A 14,693-nucleotide genomic window follows, 5' to 3' on the forward strand; every position below is an offset into this window, starting at 1 on the left:
ATGCTTCAAAAGGCGTTTTGACGCATTTTTACCCCTCTTTTGATTCAGATATACCCTCTTGGTCCTGCTTTTTCTGGTATTCGCTGGGCGTGAGACCGTACTCTTCCTTGAAGCAGGCGGTGAAATATTTCCGGTTGTAATAGCCGAGGGACAGGGCCACTTCGTTCACGGTGGTATGGCTGTCTTTCAGCATCCGGCAGGCATGCTGCATCTTGACGCGGCGGATGTATTCCAACGGGGTCAGTCCGGTGATGGCCTTCAGCTTACGGGTCAGGGTAGAGCGCGACATGTTGACTTTTTCGGCCAGGTGCTGCACGTCGAAATCCGGTTCGCTCAGGTTGTCTTCCACAGCTTTCAGAATGTTGTCGAGCAGCATCTTGTCAAGGCTGGCAAACTCCCGGTCGGAAATCTGCACTTCCGGATGGACATCCTGCCGGTTGCCGTTCAGGTACGAGCGCATCTTCATCAGTTCCGTGCTGTCGGCATACAGTTCCTCGTTTTCCTGTTTCATTCTTCGAAGGTAGAAGCGGATACCGGCATAAATTCCACTCACTATGAGGAGCAGATAAAACGCCATGGCCCATCCGGTTTGGTAGAAGGCTGGCAGACGTTTGATATGGATGCGGGTGATTTTATCACTCCATACGCCGTAGCCGTCGGTCGCTTTCACTTCGAACACGTAGTTTCCTTTGGGAAGGTGTTTGTAGACGGCCACGGGCTGTCCTTCGGCAGTGTAGTTCCATTCCTTGTCGAGTCCGGTCATGCGGTAGGCATAACGTATTTTGCTTGCATTCAGGTAGTCGAGCGACGAAAAATGGATTTCCAGACTGTATTCATCGGGCTGGAGAGTCAATTGGTCTTTCCAGTTTCTTGGCTGTCCCATGACGTCGATGCCGGTCAGGAAGGTAGGCGTTTCGGGACTCGGCTGGTCGAGCCGTGCGGAAGGAGTGACGGCGCAGATGCCCGGAATGCCTCCGAAATAAATTCGCCCGTCGTGTCCCTTGCAGAGGGCGGTAGGAATGAAACGGTGGAGCAGCAGAGAATTGTCGGTCGTGAGATAGGTGGAAAACGAATGGTTTTTCGGATTGTATTCTATCAGTTTCTGGTTGGTGTCAATCCACAGATGTCCGTACACGTCGTATTCCAGCTGGTTCACCACGTTGCCGGTCAGGCCGCAAAGCTGGGTGTGGTCGGTGAGTTGTCCGGTCTTTACGTGCAGGGCATATACGCCACCTTCCTGGGTGCCTATCCAGGCGCAGGTGTCTTCTTGCAGGCTCAGGCAGGTGATGGGGAGGGAGGGGACGACTCTTTGATAATTGCCGGTCTTGCTTTGCCGGTAAAGCCCTTTGTCGGTAGTCCCTATCCACAGGTTGCCGTGTTTGTCTTCCTTGATGTAGCTCACCTGTCCCAATGTGTCGCAGAGAATATGCCATTGTCTCTTTTGCAGACTGAAGGCATACAGTCCGTGGTTCGTACCTGCCCATAGTGTGCCACGTTCGTCTTCGTAGGTTTGAGTGAAATATTCGTCGGGTTTTGGAGAAGGCAGTGACAGGGTACGTACGTGAACAATCTGCATGCCTTCCCGTCTGAACTCATAGATAAGATTGTCTCCTTCGGGAATCACCCATACGTTTCCTTCCCTGCGGGCCTCCGACATCTGTTTGATGGCTCCTAAAGAGAGACCGGTGAGCGATGGAAAATCAGGGTAAAGTGATACACGGTCGTGAGTCAGGTCATACAGTCCGAGTCCGGTACGTTCCTGTGAAATCCACAGCTTGCCTTCGCCAGCATCACTCAGAGCCATGATGGCGGGTTGAGACTTGACACGCTTTGCCAGGGCGGGGAGCGGATACTCTTCCGGCGCATCTTCGGTAAAATGTACGATGAAACTCTTGCCGTCGAAAGAAGACACCCACAGGGCCCCGTTCTTGTCTTTATAGATTTCATTCAGCATACTGCCGTATTCGGCCGGCAGACGGAAACCTGTCTGTACTAACTGACGTTTCTTTTCATCGTAGCGCATGGCAATCAGGGAGCTGCGGGTGGTCATCCAAAGGGTGCCGTCATTATTGTCTTGTGCCAGATAAAGGATGTTGCCTTCCTTTTCTCCCATGGGGTTGACGGGGAGAGGGGAATAGGTGTAGAGGGAATCCTTTGGAGCCGACGGATTGAAAAGCAGTGCACCATTGCCGCTGGTCCCTATCCAAAAGTAATTGTGTGTGCAGTCCTGGATGAAGTAAGTCAGGTTCCGTTCGGCAGGAGGATCGGCATAATGTATAAAGGTATCCCGTTTCCGGTCGTATCGGTAGATGCCTTCCCGGCCTAAGTTAATCAGGATTTCCTTTTGCCGGCTTTCGCAGAACCCGGCCATCCACGAAGGTTTTCCTTCATGGTCGTACAGGTGGTATGTTTTCTGGTGTCTGCCCGATGCGTCATATCGTATCAGTCTGTTGTCTGTGGCTAGCCACATGCATCCGTCTGAGGTTTTCCGGATACTGTAGACCACACTTCCTTGCAATCTTTCCGGGTCCAGGGGAGTGACCTGTCGGTCGGTCTTGTCCAGTATGTAGGCACCGGCATCCGTACCGAACCAGATCCGGCCTTTGGCATCTTCTGAAATAGACTGCACCAGGTTGTTGCGCAGCAGTCCAGGCGTATGGATGTCGGAGCGGATGACATCCACTTGGTAGCCGTCGTCACGGCACAGCCCGTTGACTGTGCCATACCACATTATTCCCTCACTGTCCTGGAAAATGCGGTGTATGGCACTCACCGGCAGTTGCGGGAGAGACGGAATGGGGGTGAGCCGCACGCTGGAGGCAGCTTGCAGCAAGAGGCTGACCAGGCAAAAAAAGAAGAAAAAATACGTTTTTTTCATGGCTTTTCAGGGGGTATAAAAAACGCAAGTGCGTTTGGTTTGAAACGCACTTGCGTTTCACTTAAAACGTAAGTGCGTTTTGATCAAAACGTAAAGGCGTTTTACTTCAAACGCAAGTGCGTTTTCTGACAAACGCTTTGGCGTTTTTCAGAGAGCCTTAAAACGGCCTCAGAAAGCGTCTGGATGCGTTCTGTCTTTTTATCCGTTGTTTCGGTATTCCAGTGGACTCATTCCTACGTATCGTTTGAAATATTTTCCGAAGAACGACACGTTGGCAAAGTTCAGGGAGTCGGAAATGTTCTGAATGGAAAGCTGCGATGACTTCAGCTGCGACTTGGCATCCATGATGACCATCGAAGAGATGATGTCCACGCAGGTTTTTCCCGTAATCTGTTTCACTGTGGTACAGAGGTGGGCGTGGGTAATCTGCAACTTCTCGGCATACCAGGCCACGTTGCGCGTCTGGTTGTAGTGCTGCATGACCAGCTGGGCAAAGTTGCGGCAAATCAGTTCGCTTTTCGACAGGTTATGCACCTCGTCGGTCTTGTTCCGGTAGAGGATGGATATACCTTTATGTATATCGGCATACAGGTTGGTGGCGATTTCCGGCCTGATTTTCTCGGGCAGGAACTCATACATCTTGATGAGCAGTTGCATGTATTCCTCCATCATTTTGGCCCCTTCCGGTTTCAGACGGATGACGGGGCGTCCTAAGGTAAGGTACATGGTGTCGAGGAAGGAATGCGACTGGAGGTTGTGTTCCATGTATTCGGACGAGAAACCGCCGAAGTAGATGTTCAGGTCGCCTTTGATGTCGTTTATCTGAAAGATGCTTCCGGGGGTAAGCGTGATGAAGTCGTTGGCTTCCACCTTTATTTTATTCAGGTTGACCGAGGCTTCTACTTCTCCGGACATGCAAAGTACGAAAATTTCACATTTCAGGCGCACGGGATAATTGGTATAGAGTCCCAGCAGATCCTTGCTGATGCCGGTGCCGATGAGCCATTCTTCCGGCAGGTCGATTTTGGGAAGTTCCTTTTCCATCTTGTTTGTTTTTCGCAAAGATAGAAAAATTACAGGAATTTACTGCATGTTTCCGCCTGTCTTGTTGTCGCCACCTGCCTTCACATCATCGTTCGTAATGCTGCGCTGGGTCTTTTTTACCTGTGTCTTCAATTCTCCGAACCGCCAGCTGATGCTGATGCCGTATCTGCGTGACGGATAGCTGCTTTCCGACCAGGAGCGGAAGGTATCGGTCACGGTTTCGTCGCGGTAGGAATTGTATTTCTGGAAAATGCTGCTGGCAAAGAGTGAGATGTTCAGCCGTTTTTCCTTCAGGAAAGAACGGCTTAGGTTGATGCCGTAATAATAATAGGAAGAACCTTTTCCTTGCAGCGACACGTAAGGGGTGCTTCCGCCTCCGTAAAGGCTGAGGCGCAGTTCCCAGGGAATGGTCTGCTGCACGTTGCCGAACACATTGCCCGAGAATCCGCTGTTGCGCGAGTTCAGTTCCTTGCTCTGGTAGTCGGCATAGTCGCCGCCGGCGTTCAGCGAGATGCGGGTGGTGCTGCCCGGGTTCCAGTTCATCCATAAGGCCAGGCGTGTACGCTGGCTTTTTCCCACGTTGCCGTAAGTGTTTTCCTGCACTCCGTTGTTCATGAAAGAATAGCGTTCGATGCCATTGTTGATGAAGGTGTACGTGAGGTTCGCATTCAGGCTGAATTTGGCGCTGAAGCTGTTGAACGTCATGCCGAGGATGTGTGCCTTTTCCGTATCCAGGTCCGGATTACCGTAACTGATGGAAGTCGGGTTGCTGGTATCGCGGAAAGGATTCAGGTACCATATTCCCGGTCGGTTGATACGCATGTTGTAGTTGGCACGGAGGGTGCTGCTCGTTCCCAGCATGTAGGAGAGGTTCAGGGTGGGAACCACGTCGTCGAATCCGGCTTTGAAATTGCGTTCGGGCATGTAGTCGTATTCCACATCCATAAATGTATGCTCATAGCGCACACCGGCTTTCGCTCCGAACTTTTTCCACTTCAGTTGGTAGTCCGCGTAGGCGGCAAGGATGTGCTGCCCCTGCCGGTATTTGCTTGAAAGGTCCTGACTGGCCTCCATCTCGCCCTGGGCGTTTTCCAGGAAGTACTGGCTGTCACTGTAATTCTCGCGGTAAATATATTTCATTCCGGCATCCATGTAGTGGATACCGTTGAACGGGTTGACATAATCAATCTGTGTGGTATGTTCTGCCGTGTGGGCATCGTTGTCGAAATATTGGTGCGGCAGACTGAAAGGCACGTCTTGCACTTCGTCGTAATAGGTGTCTGCCTCGTTGTTGTTGGGCGAATTGTTGAACTTGTAGGACAGGGTGAGGTATTCACCTTTCTTTTTAAAAGAATGCTGGTAGTCGGCATTGATGCCAATGTTTCCGAACTGGCTGGTCGACTGGTTGCGTGTCAGGTAGCTGTAACGTTTGTTCCAGTCATTGTCGCTCATGGCCGTGTGCGAATCGCCCTGAATGTCGAATTTGCCTCCAAACACGTTGGCCGAGAAGGTAATCAGGTTCAGTGTGTCTATCTCATAGCTTCCTTCGATATTTCCGAACTGGAAATTTCCCTTGCTTTTGGAAGAACCTTGTGTTTGCAGATAACGGTAATCGGTGGAGGTGAAATCCTCGCGTCCGCTTTCCGAAAGGCTGCGGGGCTGGTTCTGGTAGTTGTATGAATAGTTTCCGGTGAGAGTGAATTTCCCTACCTGTACCGTTCCGTAGGCATAGCCTGAAACTCCCATGTTGTTTGCGTTTGCTCCGAGGGTCACATTATATCCTTGCATTTTGGCATCGGTCGTAATGATGTTCAGGATACCTCCGATGCCTTCCGCATCGTATTTGGCTCCCGGTTCTGTAATCACTTCAATGGATTTGACGGAATTGGCAGGCAGGCTTCGCAGCACTTCCTTCGGATTGTTGCTCATCAGCGTGTTGGGCTTTCCGTTGACGTGTACCTTGAAGTTGCTGGAGCCGTTGACCTGAATGTTGTCTTCCCCGTCGACGGTGACAAGAGGCACTTTTCGTAGCATTTCAAGAGTCGTGTTGGTCTTTGAGTCGGGGTCATCTTCTATGCTGTAGGAAATCTTGTCGATTTCTGCTTTTACGAGCGGTTTTTGCGCCACCACTTCCACTCCTTTCAGCATCTGGGCATCGTCGCAGGTATATAGAGTGCCCAGGTCGGCCATAGGTTTGGCTTCGGTGATGGTGAAATGACGGACTACGGCCCGTTTGCCTACGGAGGTAATTTGCAGGGTATAATTTCCGGTGTGAGGCAGTTTTTCCTGAAAGCGTCCTTTGGTATCCGTTACGTTCAGCCGGACCGGTTTGTCGGGCGATTTGTCAAGCGTAATGCGCAGGGTGGCATAAGGCTCGCTTTCGTGTGTGAGCGAATCCAAGAGAATACCTTTCACGGTATATTGTGCCTGTAGGTTGAATACGTTTAGAATCAAAAAAGTAATAAAGATGCCTGTGAAATGTGCAAGTGCTTTGTGTCTCATAAAGGTTAAAATATTGGGTTTCTTTTTCGGTTTCGCTGGTTTCAAAGATAATGGATATTTGAAACGGTTGTATGAATTGATACTTAAAAATATAAAAACAGGAAATAAGATAAAATAGTATATTTTAAAAATAGACCATTTAAAATGAGAAAAAATGCATTTAGAAGTTAATTATTGAAGAATTAGTTTTCTGTGATTTGAAAAATCGGCAAAAAATAAGAAAATTCGACCTTGCAGGAACAATGCATATTGATTTCCTTTGCGACCGTAATTAAAAACATAATCAAGAGATGAAAAAGAGCTTATTTTTTTACATGTTTGCCCTTTTGTGTGTGGTGAATTTGTTTACTTCTTGTAGTAAAGACCAATCAATAGAGATTCCTATTGATAGTGATTTGGCAGGTAAATATAAAGGGAAATTAGATGTTTCCATTTCGCAAGGCGGTGTAGATATTCCGGGTGGAACGGTGAACTCACAAATTATCTCCGTGAGCAAAGCCGGCAATAATACGATTAGTCTGTCTATTACAGACTTCTCATTCATGGGAATAAAAATTGGAGACATCAACTTGAATGATTGTGCGTTGACAGCCAATGGCGATAAATATGAGTTTACCGGAGTGACTACGGTTGAAGCCGAATTGCTGACAGCGGGCGTAAATGCGACCGGAGTGATTGGCAACGGAACGTTGAATCTGAATCTGGATATAGATGCCACGCTGACGGGTGGAGTCAAACAGGCCGTGAAAGTGACTTATTCGGGTACTCGCCTGAAAGGAAACGAGAGCAGTGAAGCCAAAATCACTTCTTTTGTGTTCGATAAGGCCGTGGCTGCGGCAGACTCCTTGGTGGTAGGCGGAACCACAATCAATGAAGAAGCAAAGACCATCACCTTTATGGTTGCCGATACGGCAAAGGCCGCTTATTTGACGGCTCTGGTACCCACCATTGAAGTTTCGGCTGGAGCGACTGTGGTTCCGGCCAGCGGAGAGGCACAAGACTTTTCAAATGGCAAGGTCGTGACTTACACTGTCACAGCTGAAGACGGTACGGTGGCTGCCTATAAGGTGTCAATCAGTTCAAAAGTGCTGGCTTTGAATTTTGAAGACTGGACTTACGACGACACTTATCATTATTATACTCCGGCAGGTCCTTATGCTTCGACAAATGGAGGAAGCGCCATTGTATATAGTTCTTTGGAAGGGATTGCCGCTACCCATTCGGACGTGGTGGTGCCTCCTTATTGCGTGACTCAGGAAACGAAAGACGTGAAGGAAGGCACTACGGCTGCCTGCTTGCAGACCGTTAGTCTGCTGCAAGCCAAACAAGACCTGAAAAATTATGGCGGATTTGTAGGATCATTGATGGCCAGCATGGCACCGAACATCACGGCCGGAAGTTTGTTTATGGGTACATTTGAACTGAATGCAGCAGCACCTTTGAAATCGACCAAGTTTGGTGTAATGCATGAAGGAAAGCCCCTGAAATTCTCAGGATGGTACAAGTACACTCCGGGTGAGACCTATTATGATAAAGATGGGAATACTGTAGCTGACAAGGTGGATGAATGTGATATCTATGCGGTGTTGTATGAGGCTGCAAATGAAGACTTCGTGTTGGATGGAGAAAGCATCAAACAGGCCGATGCCCCTATCGTGATGCGTGCGGGCATTGAGAATGGCGGTGCGACCGACTGGAAGAAATTTGACTTGAACTTTGAAGAAGTGAACGGCAAATCTTATGATGCCAATAAGAAATATAAAATAGCGTTTATCTGCACCTCCAGTAAGAACGGCGATGTGTATGAGGGCGCTCCCAACAGTAAATTGTTGCTGGACGATTTGCAGATTACCTTCGAATAATGTAGAGGTTACTATCAAGAAAAGGGCTGAGGTTTGCATCTCAGCCCTTTTCTTTATTAATAAGGATTCATTAATCAGAACTCATATCCGAATCCCAGGTTCAGGTAAATGGGATACATGGCAAACGAGACCGTGGTGAAGTCTTTCTGGAAAATGTCGTTCAGTCCCCAGGTCAGGTCGGCATGGATGTTCAGGTGTTTGTAGGCTTTCCATTCCCCGCCTGCCTGCAGGCCCCACTGAAAACGGCGAAGGTTGTCCGAGAAATCGTATGCAGCCTTGTTCTCTCCTTCAAAATTCACTCGGCTTCCACTGGCATCGGGTGTACGCAGATGTCCTTCATATACATTCCCGGAAAATTCTCCGTTTATCATGTAAGAGAAATACGGTCCCGCCGTTACCTTCCAGCGGTTGCTGATGCGGTAGTTTGCCAGGACCGGGATGGTGAGGTAAGACATTTTCACGGTAGTCTTTACTCCTCCCGTCCAGAGGCCTTTTATTTTCCCTCCGGTTTCGCTGAAAATTTCCATGCCATAGTTCTTTACGGTGGCTTTGGTATCCATGTCTTTTTTGTCGAGCCGCAGCCCCAGGCTGACGCCCCACTTCTGTTTTACATCCAGCCATTTGGTGGCATTTCCTTCCAAGGTGATGGCCAACCCGGGCGAATAACTGTCCAGGCTTCTGATTTCCTTGGGCAGAGGCAGGGGAGAAGTTCCTCCTATATTGATTCCGGCCTTTATCTCATAGTCCAGTCCGTGTGAGGACAGACATGCCAGACCTTTGTGGGAGGAAGACTGTGCGTGACTCGTCAGAGTGAAGCTGCATAAGAACAGGACCAATAGGGGTAATATATATTTTTTCATGTCTTTTTCTATCGATTAGTTTTCACAAATAATTTCCACTTCATCTATCCACAATTCGCTGCCGACTGCCCCTTGGAAGTAGGCTCCCATAACGCTGGAAGAGAATACCACGGCAAGTTTGTATTTTCCGTTTTTCAGGTCTTCGGCATTAAGGGTCTTTCCGTTTTGAGGAGTGAACTCCAGGTCGAACTTTTTCCAGTCGTCAGTTTCCGTCATTTCTTGTTCCGGGATGCGGGCCAGAAGCACGATGTGTTCATCGATTCCCGTTCCGTTTGGGAAAAGATTGCCGTCGAGCGAGAAGTCACTGCTGGGAGCTTCGTAAAGTGCGGCATAAATGTCGCCCCGGTCCTTTTTCCCTGCCACTGCGTTACCCGCCTTGTCGGTAAAGGTTTCTCCCGCCTTGTATTTGAACCAGCCGGTCATTCGGGAAGGGCGTTTGGTGAAAGGAAATCCCATGTGAGTGGCTTGCAAGGGAGCCAGTACGGCATTCCGGGTGTCAAAAGAACCGATAAATAAATTTCCGGCGGCGATGGGCATCCCCAGCGGTTTCCCGAAACTGCCGGTACTGAGTGTCGTAAGCTTGGCACATTTTCCGGAATAGCCTGCGGGAGACTGTACAGTGGGGTATTGCGTTTCGTTCAAGGCCATGCCGCTCAGGTCGTATCCGGGGTTCCCGCTTGCCCATTGCATGATGCCCGATGCGTTTGTCAGATAAAAGACATTGTAGGGAGTGATGGTTTTCAGTTCCTCGAAAGAATAACTTGTGGGTAAGGTCAGTTTGTTTATCCGGATAAGGTATTCGGTCTGTGTGTGTCCGTCTTCGGAGGTTACCACAAAATGTCTGGAAGCGTGCTGGCTGAAATCATACAAAGGAGGCCGGTCGTTGGTTTCCGTCTCCTCTGCTTGGATGGTGGCTCCATCGGGAAGCGTGAAAATCAGTTCCTGTTGGGAAACGTCGGTTCCGTCCAACACATAGACTTCCACCTCTTTCCTTAAATGGTCGATGGTGGCAGACTGAATCTGGGCTCCGGTGCAACCGTCTATGGCTGCTTCTACATTGGGTGCCTCGTCCTGAATGCAGGAACTGAAGCAGAGGCTTAACAAGCATCCGGATAAAATGTACTTTGAATTCATTTGGTTAATAGTTTTCAGTTTAGTATTGCATTGGCAAAGGTATAAATTTTTTCATAGGATGCTGTGGTGAGGGACGTTTGAATTTTAAAAATAGACCATTGGATTGCTTTATAAAAAGGCTTTTTATACTAATTATCAGATAAAAGGGATGATTGTTTTTAATGTATTATTAAAAATCAGCCAAAAATAAAAAAAAAAGACCTTGTGAGGATTTTGGATTTGGTGTTACTTTGCACACAGAAAAAATATATATGTCCAAATGAAGATAAAAAGTTATTTAAAGGTTTCTTTTTTATTGACCTCTCTCACTTTTTTAGGAAGTTGTAGCAGTGAAAAGGAACAGGAGAGTTTTTCGGAAACAGGCAGTGTGATGATTGACTTGTCGTCTGAACTGTCTTATCATAGTCGTGCGATAGACCAAAGTGCCTATCTGAATACGGACAACTATAAAGTGTCTTTGTATAAAGGGGAAGAAGCCGTGTATACAGACAAGCTTTACAAAGACTTGGAGCTGGAACAAAAAGTTGACTTCGGTGTTTCTTATACCGTGACAGCTTATTATGGGGAAGATGTGGCTGCAGGGTACGATCAACTTTATGTGAAAGGAAGTCAGACGTTCTCGGTATCTCAAGGAGACAAGAAAACGATTTCTATTACTTGCAAGCCTGCCAATGCAAAAATGTCAGTCGTATACAAAGGGGAAAATGACACTGATTCATTTGACAATTATTTCCAGGATTGCCAAGTGTCAGTGAAGACTGATTACATGACAGACGCTTTCACCATGGGCAAGGCCGATGAAGGGAAGGAGCTTTATCTGAAAACGGGTGATGAAGGAACAAAAGCTACTTTGACATTTGCTTTGACAGATAAAGAGGGAAATCCTGTCACAGTAGACGGCTTTGAATCTACGAAAGAAATTGATTTGAAGCCTTGCTATGCTTATACCTTGACCATTAAACCGACCGGTAGCAGTGTAGCCGGAGGAAAATTCGGTTTGACCGTAACGGTGGATGATGGAGTGACTGAAAAGGATGTAACAGTAAATATTCCGGGAGAATATATCCCAGGTTCAAATTAAAAGGAAAAAATATGAAAAGATATAAGAGTTTAATTGGCTTATTGGCACTGGTAATCGGCCTTTCATCTTGCGAGATGCGTGATGAAATTTTAGGAAAAGGTCAGGTTGGCCCCAACGACGGTGTGTTGGAGCTGGATTTGTCTTCTGTTTACAATGGCGTAAAAATCAGCCGTGCAGATGCAGTGGTAGATAATGGTGCTACTACTGGACATTTTGATGAAGAAGATGTAAATATCGATACTTATACATTGGTAGTGACGAATACATCTACCCAGGAAGAAGTGACTAACAGTACGGTCGGCAAATTGAAAAATGAGGAGGGGAAAATACTGATTCCTTTAGCAGAAGGTGATTATAGGGTAGAAGCCTATAATTATGATGGAGAAAACGTGACAGTTTCTGAACGTCCTTATTTCAAGGGTGAACAGACTTTTTCTGTGAAAAAAGGTGTTTCTACAGCGGTAAGTTTGTCTTGTAAACTGGCCTGTGTGGAAATGGAGCTTGGGGTAACCACTTCTTTTACAGACGCTTTTAAGGATGATTATGCCATTACAGTGGATAATGGGGAGGGAGCTACCCAGACTTTCACAAAAGATGACTTGGGTAAAAAATACTATTTCAAAACGCCTGCTCAACAGAGTCATTTGACAGTTGCGGTGAAAGCCACTTCTACGGAGGGTAACTTTATTGAATTGACTGCCACAGTACAGAAACCGACTGATGCGGAAGGTAACTCGGAATTGGCTGATGGAGACTCTTTTGTTATTAATCTGACAGAAGAAGGTGCTACAGATTCTTATCTTTCTATTGGTTTGCAAGTGGATTTGACCTTTACGGAAGTGGGAGAAACTATTGAAATCCCGGTGGAAAACATTACTTATGACGGACCGGAGGTGCCGGATGCTGGTGGAGAAGGAGGTACGGAAGAACCGGAACAACCGGAAGCTTCAATTACATTTGAAGGATTGCCCGCTACCTATACTTGTACAAATGGGGATACTGAGATTGCAGGTTTGCAGGATGTGCATATTTTGGCTCCCAATGGGATTAAGAACTTGAATGTAACAATTTCTGGAGAAATTTCTAATCTTCTGTTTATGGTTGGTTTACCTGCTACATTTGACATTTGTAATTTGACAGAAGATATTAAACCTACAATAATCAATACTTTGCAGCTGATTACAGAAGATGAATATAATCAGTTGCATGCCGGAACTTGTAACGATTTTACTTTTAGATTGGGATCGTTATTGGTACTTGTGCCAGGGGTTGTTCAATCTGGAAGCAGTGTGTTTAACTTGTCTGTTTCAGATGGGGTAATTACAAAAGACGGCGATATTACAGTGATGGTAAATCCAAAACAAGGGGAGTAAAAAGTTATGAAATTAAAAAATATAATGGTTGGATTATTTCTTCTGGCAGGATTGGTTTCTTCCTGTCAGTCAGAAATAGAGGAAGGCGAGGGATATGGTTATCTCCAGTTGTCTTCTGTGGACGTCAATAAGAATGTGACGACGCGTGCCGATGTGACCAGTTCGGAAACAATAGCCGTAGATATATTGGACGCTTCAGCCGCTGTGGTAAAACATGCCGACAATTGGACAGAGTTAAACGACGTATTGTTGCCGGTAGCCACTTATACTATCAAAGCATATTCAGCAGATAAAGATAAGGAGGCACAAGGCTTTGAGGCTGCTCCTTATTACGAAGGGCAGGAAGAGGTAGCCATTGAAGCAAATAAAGCCAAGGCTGTGGAAATTACGTGTAAATTGGCACAGGCAATGGTTTCAGTAAATTGTTCAGAAAGCTTTAAAACAGCTTTTAGTGATTATGCTTGTTCGATTGAGGGGACAGATTTGAGTATTCCTTTCGTAAAAGATGAAACACGTGCCGCTTATGTAAAGGCAGGCCAACCTTTGACGGTGCAAGTGGATTTCAATAATGGAAAATCTTTCACGCAGCAGATTACCGCAAAGGCAGAAGCGGCTTATTATTATAAGGTGAATTTGGACGTTACAGAAGGAAATGCTTCATTTGATATTACAGTTGATCAGACCATTCATCAATATGATGTTACAGTAAAAGTTCCTACAAAACAGGATAATCCTGATTTGAAAACAGCTGATATCAGACTGGATGTGTCTAAAGTGTGGGGACAGTTCGCTTATTTGTCGGGTGCTTGTAATTTGGAAGAAATCACCTCGCCTGTACAGTTCCGTTATAAAAAGAAAGCTGACTCGGAATGGACTACGGTGGATGCTGTTCAGGAAGCAGGTACAAAGAATTATTCAGCTAAAGTTTCTCCGCTGGATTTCGGAACAGAATATGAATATTATATTTTGTGTGGAGATAAGACGGGTGAGACTTGTAGCTTTACAACGGAATCCTTTGTAGAAATACCGAATCTGGGTTTTGATAATTGGGCTCAGAATGGAAAGAATTGGTATCCTAATTCAGATGCCTCAAACAGTTATTGGGCAACGGGTAATGAAGGAGTGACTACTATAGGTAGTTCTAATAGCATTCCTGTAGAAGGAAGTGATGCCAGAACGGGTAAAGCCGCAAAATTGGAAACTGTAACAGTGACTTTGGTTGGATATGCTGCGGGTAATCTGTTGATTGGTAACTATTCGACTAACCTTAACGATATGGCTGCTAGTGTACAGTTTGGACGTGCTTATCATGGAGCTCGTCCGGTCAAGCTGACGGGATATTATAAGTACACTCCAGGTACTTCTATGAACTCGAATGGAAAGATTCCTTCAGATCGTAAATTGACCGTAGATGAATGTGATATCTATGTGAAGCTTTGGTCGGGAGAAGAGGTGATTGCTGAGTCACACTTTGTTACTAATGAGACTGTTTCAACATACACTCGTTTTGAATTGCCGATTGAGTATACTGACAAGACTAAGCATCCTGATAAAATAACCATTGTGGCGACTTCCAGCCGTTATGGAGGTGAATTTGAAGGATCAGGAATGTTGAATACAAAAGTGGTTGGTCAGTTAGCCAAAGGCAGTACCCTTTGGGTAGATGATTTTGAATTGTCATACTATTAATATTTTTCATGAAGAAATATTTGATTCTATTTTTAACTTTTTTGTGCGTCACTTCGGTGTACGCACGAAAAAGTTATGACCGTAATATAAAGCCTTCTCTTTTTGTGCCGAAAGGTTCCTGGATGGGAGGGATAACTTTCTCCTATATGGAATTGACGGGAGATAACTATAAGTTTTTAATTTTGAACGACATTAACGGTGAAGGCTATACCTTTAAAGTGAGTCCGTATGCGGGTTATTTCTTCCGGGATAATATGGCAGCTGGCCTTC

Annotated in this window: 9 protein-coding genes; 4 read left to right on the forward strand and 5 right to left on the reverse strand. The window is 46.4% G+C overall.

Going from position 1 to position 14,693, the window contains the following annotated elements:
- Positions 1-28 precede the first annotated feature (28 nt).
- The 3 genes from RDP42_RS09010 to RDP42_RS09020 all read right to left on the reverse strand — a co-directional run bounded on the left by RDP42_RS09010 (position 29) and on the right by RDP42_RS09020 (position 6,424).
- The gene (locus tag RDP42_RS09010) at positions 29-2,878 is read right to left on the reverse strand and encodes a two-component regulator propeller domain-containing protein (protein WP_308763405.1); all 2,850 of its coding nucleotides are present in this window, start codon (positions 2,876-2,878) and stop codon (positions 29-31) included.
- A gap of 198 nt (positions 2,879-3,076) precedes the next feature.
- Positions 3,077-3,922 (reverse strand): AraC family transcriptional regulator, encoded by an 846-nt coding sequence (locus tag RDP42_RS09015; RefSeq protein ID WP_308763406.1) that lies wholly within the window; start codon positions 3,920-3,922, stop codon positions 3,077-3,079.
- 39 nt (positions 3,923-3,961) lie between these two features.
- Entirely contained in the window at positions 3,962-6,424 is a 2,463-nt protein-coding gene (locus tag RDP42_RS09020) for a TonB-dependent receptor domain-containing protein (RefSeq protein ID WP_308763407.1), read from the reverse strand.
- 290 nt (positions 6,425-6,714) lie between these two features.
- On the opposite strand from RDP42_RS09020, the gene RDP42_RS09025 reads away from it, so the two are divergent.
- Positions 6,715-8,286, forward strand: coding sequence for a PCMD domain-containing protein (locus tag RDP42_RS09025; protein WP_308763408.1), 1,572 nt, complete (start codon positions 6,715-6,717; stop codon positions 8,284-8,286).
- A 74-nt stretch (positions 8,287-8,360) separates the two neighbouring features.
- Here the strand turns inward: RDP42_RS09025 and RDP42_RS09030 are convergent, their stop codons facing one another.
- Both RDP42_RS09030 and RDP42_RS09035 read right to left on the reverse strand, forming a co-directional pair.
- The gene (locus RDP42_RS09030) at positions 8,361-9,146 is read right to left on the reverse strand and encodes a porin family protein (RefSeq protein ID WP_308763409.1); all 786 of its coding nucleotides are present in this window, start codon (positions 9,144-9,146) and stop codon (positions 8,361-8,363) included.
- Between the two features lie 15 nt (positions 9,147-9,161).
- Positions 9,162-10,280 (reverse strand): PCMD domain-containing protein, encoded by a 1,119-nt coding sequence (locus tag RDP42_RS09035; RefSeq protein WP_308763410.1) that lies wholly within the window; start codon positions 10,278-10,280, stop codon positions 9,162-9,164.
- 259 nt (positions 10,281-10,539) lie between these two features.
- Between RDP42_RS09035 and RDP42_RS09040 the strand changes: the two genes are divergently transcribed.
- The 3 genes from RDP42_RS09040 to RDP42_RS09050 are packed head-to-tail and all read left to right on the forward strand — an operon-like array spanning position 10,540 to position 14,423.
- Complete coding sequence (locus tag RDP42_RS09040; protein ID WP_308763411.1) at positions 10,540-11,361, forward strand: DUF4493 domain-containing protein; 822 nt, start codon at positions 10,540-10,542, stop codon at positions 11,359-11,361.
- Between the two features lie 11 nt (positions 11,362-11,372).
- Entirely contained in the window at positions 11,373-12,734 is a 1,362-nt protein-coding gene (locus RDP42_RS09045) for a DUF4493 domain-containing protein (protein ID WP_308763412.1), read from the forward strand.
- A 6-nt stretch (positions 12,735-12,740) separates the two neighbouring features.
- Positions 12,741-14,423, forward strand: a complete 1,683-nt coding sequence (locus tag RDP42_RS09050; RefSeq protein ID WP_308763413.1) for a DUF4493 domain-containing protein — start codon at positions 12,741-12,743, stop codon at positions 14,421-14,423.
- Positions 14,424-14,693: the final 270 nt, after the last annotated feature.

This window comes from uncultured Bacteroides sp. (assembly GCF_902472605.1).
Classification (GTDB): domain Bacteria; phylum Bacteroidota; class Bacteroidia; order Bacteroidales; family Bacteroidaceae; genus Phocaeicola.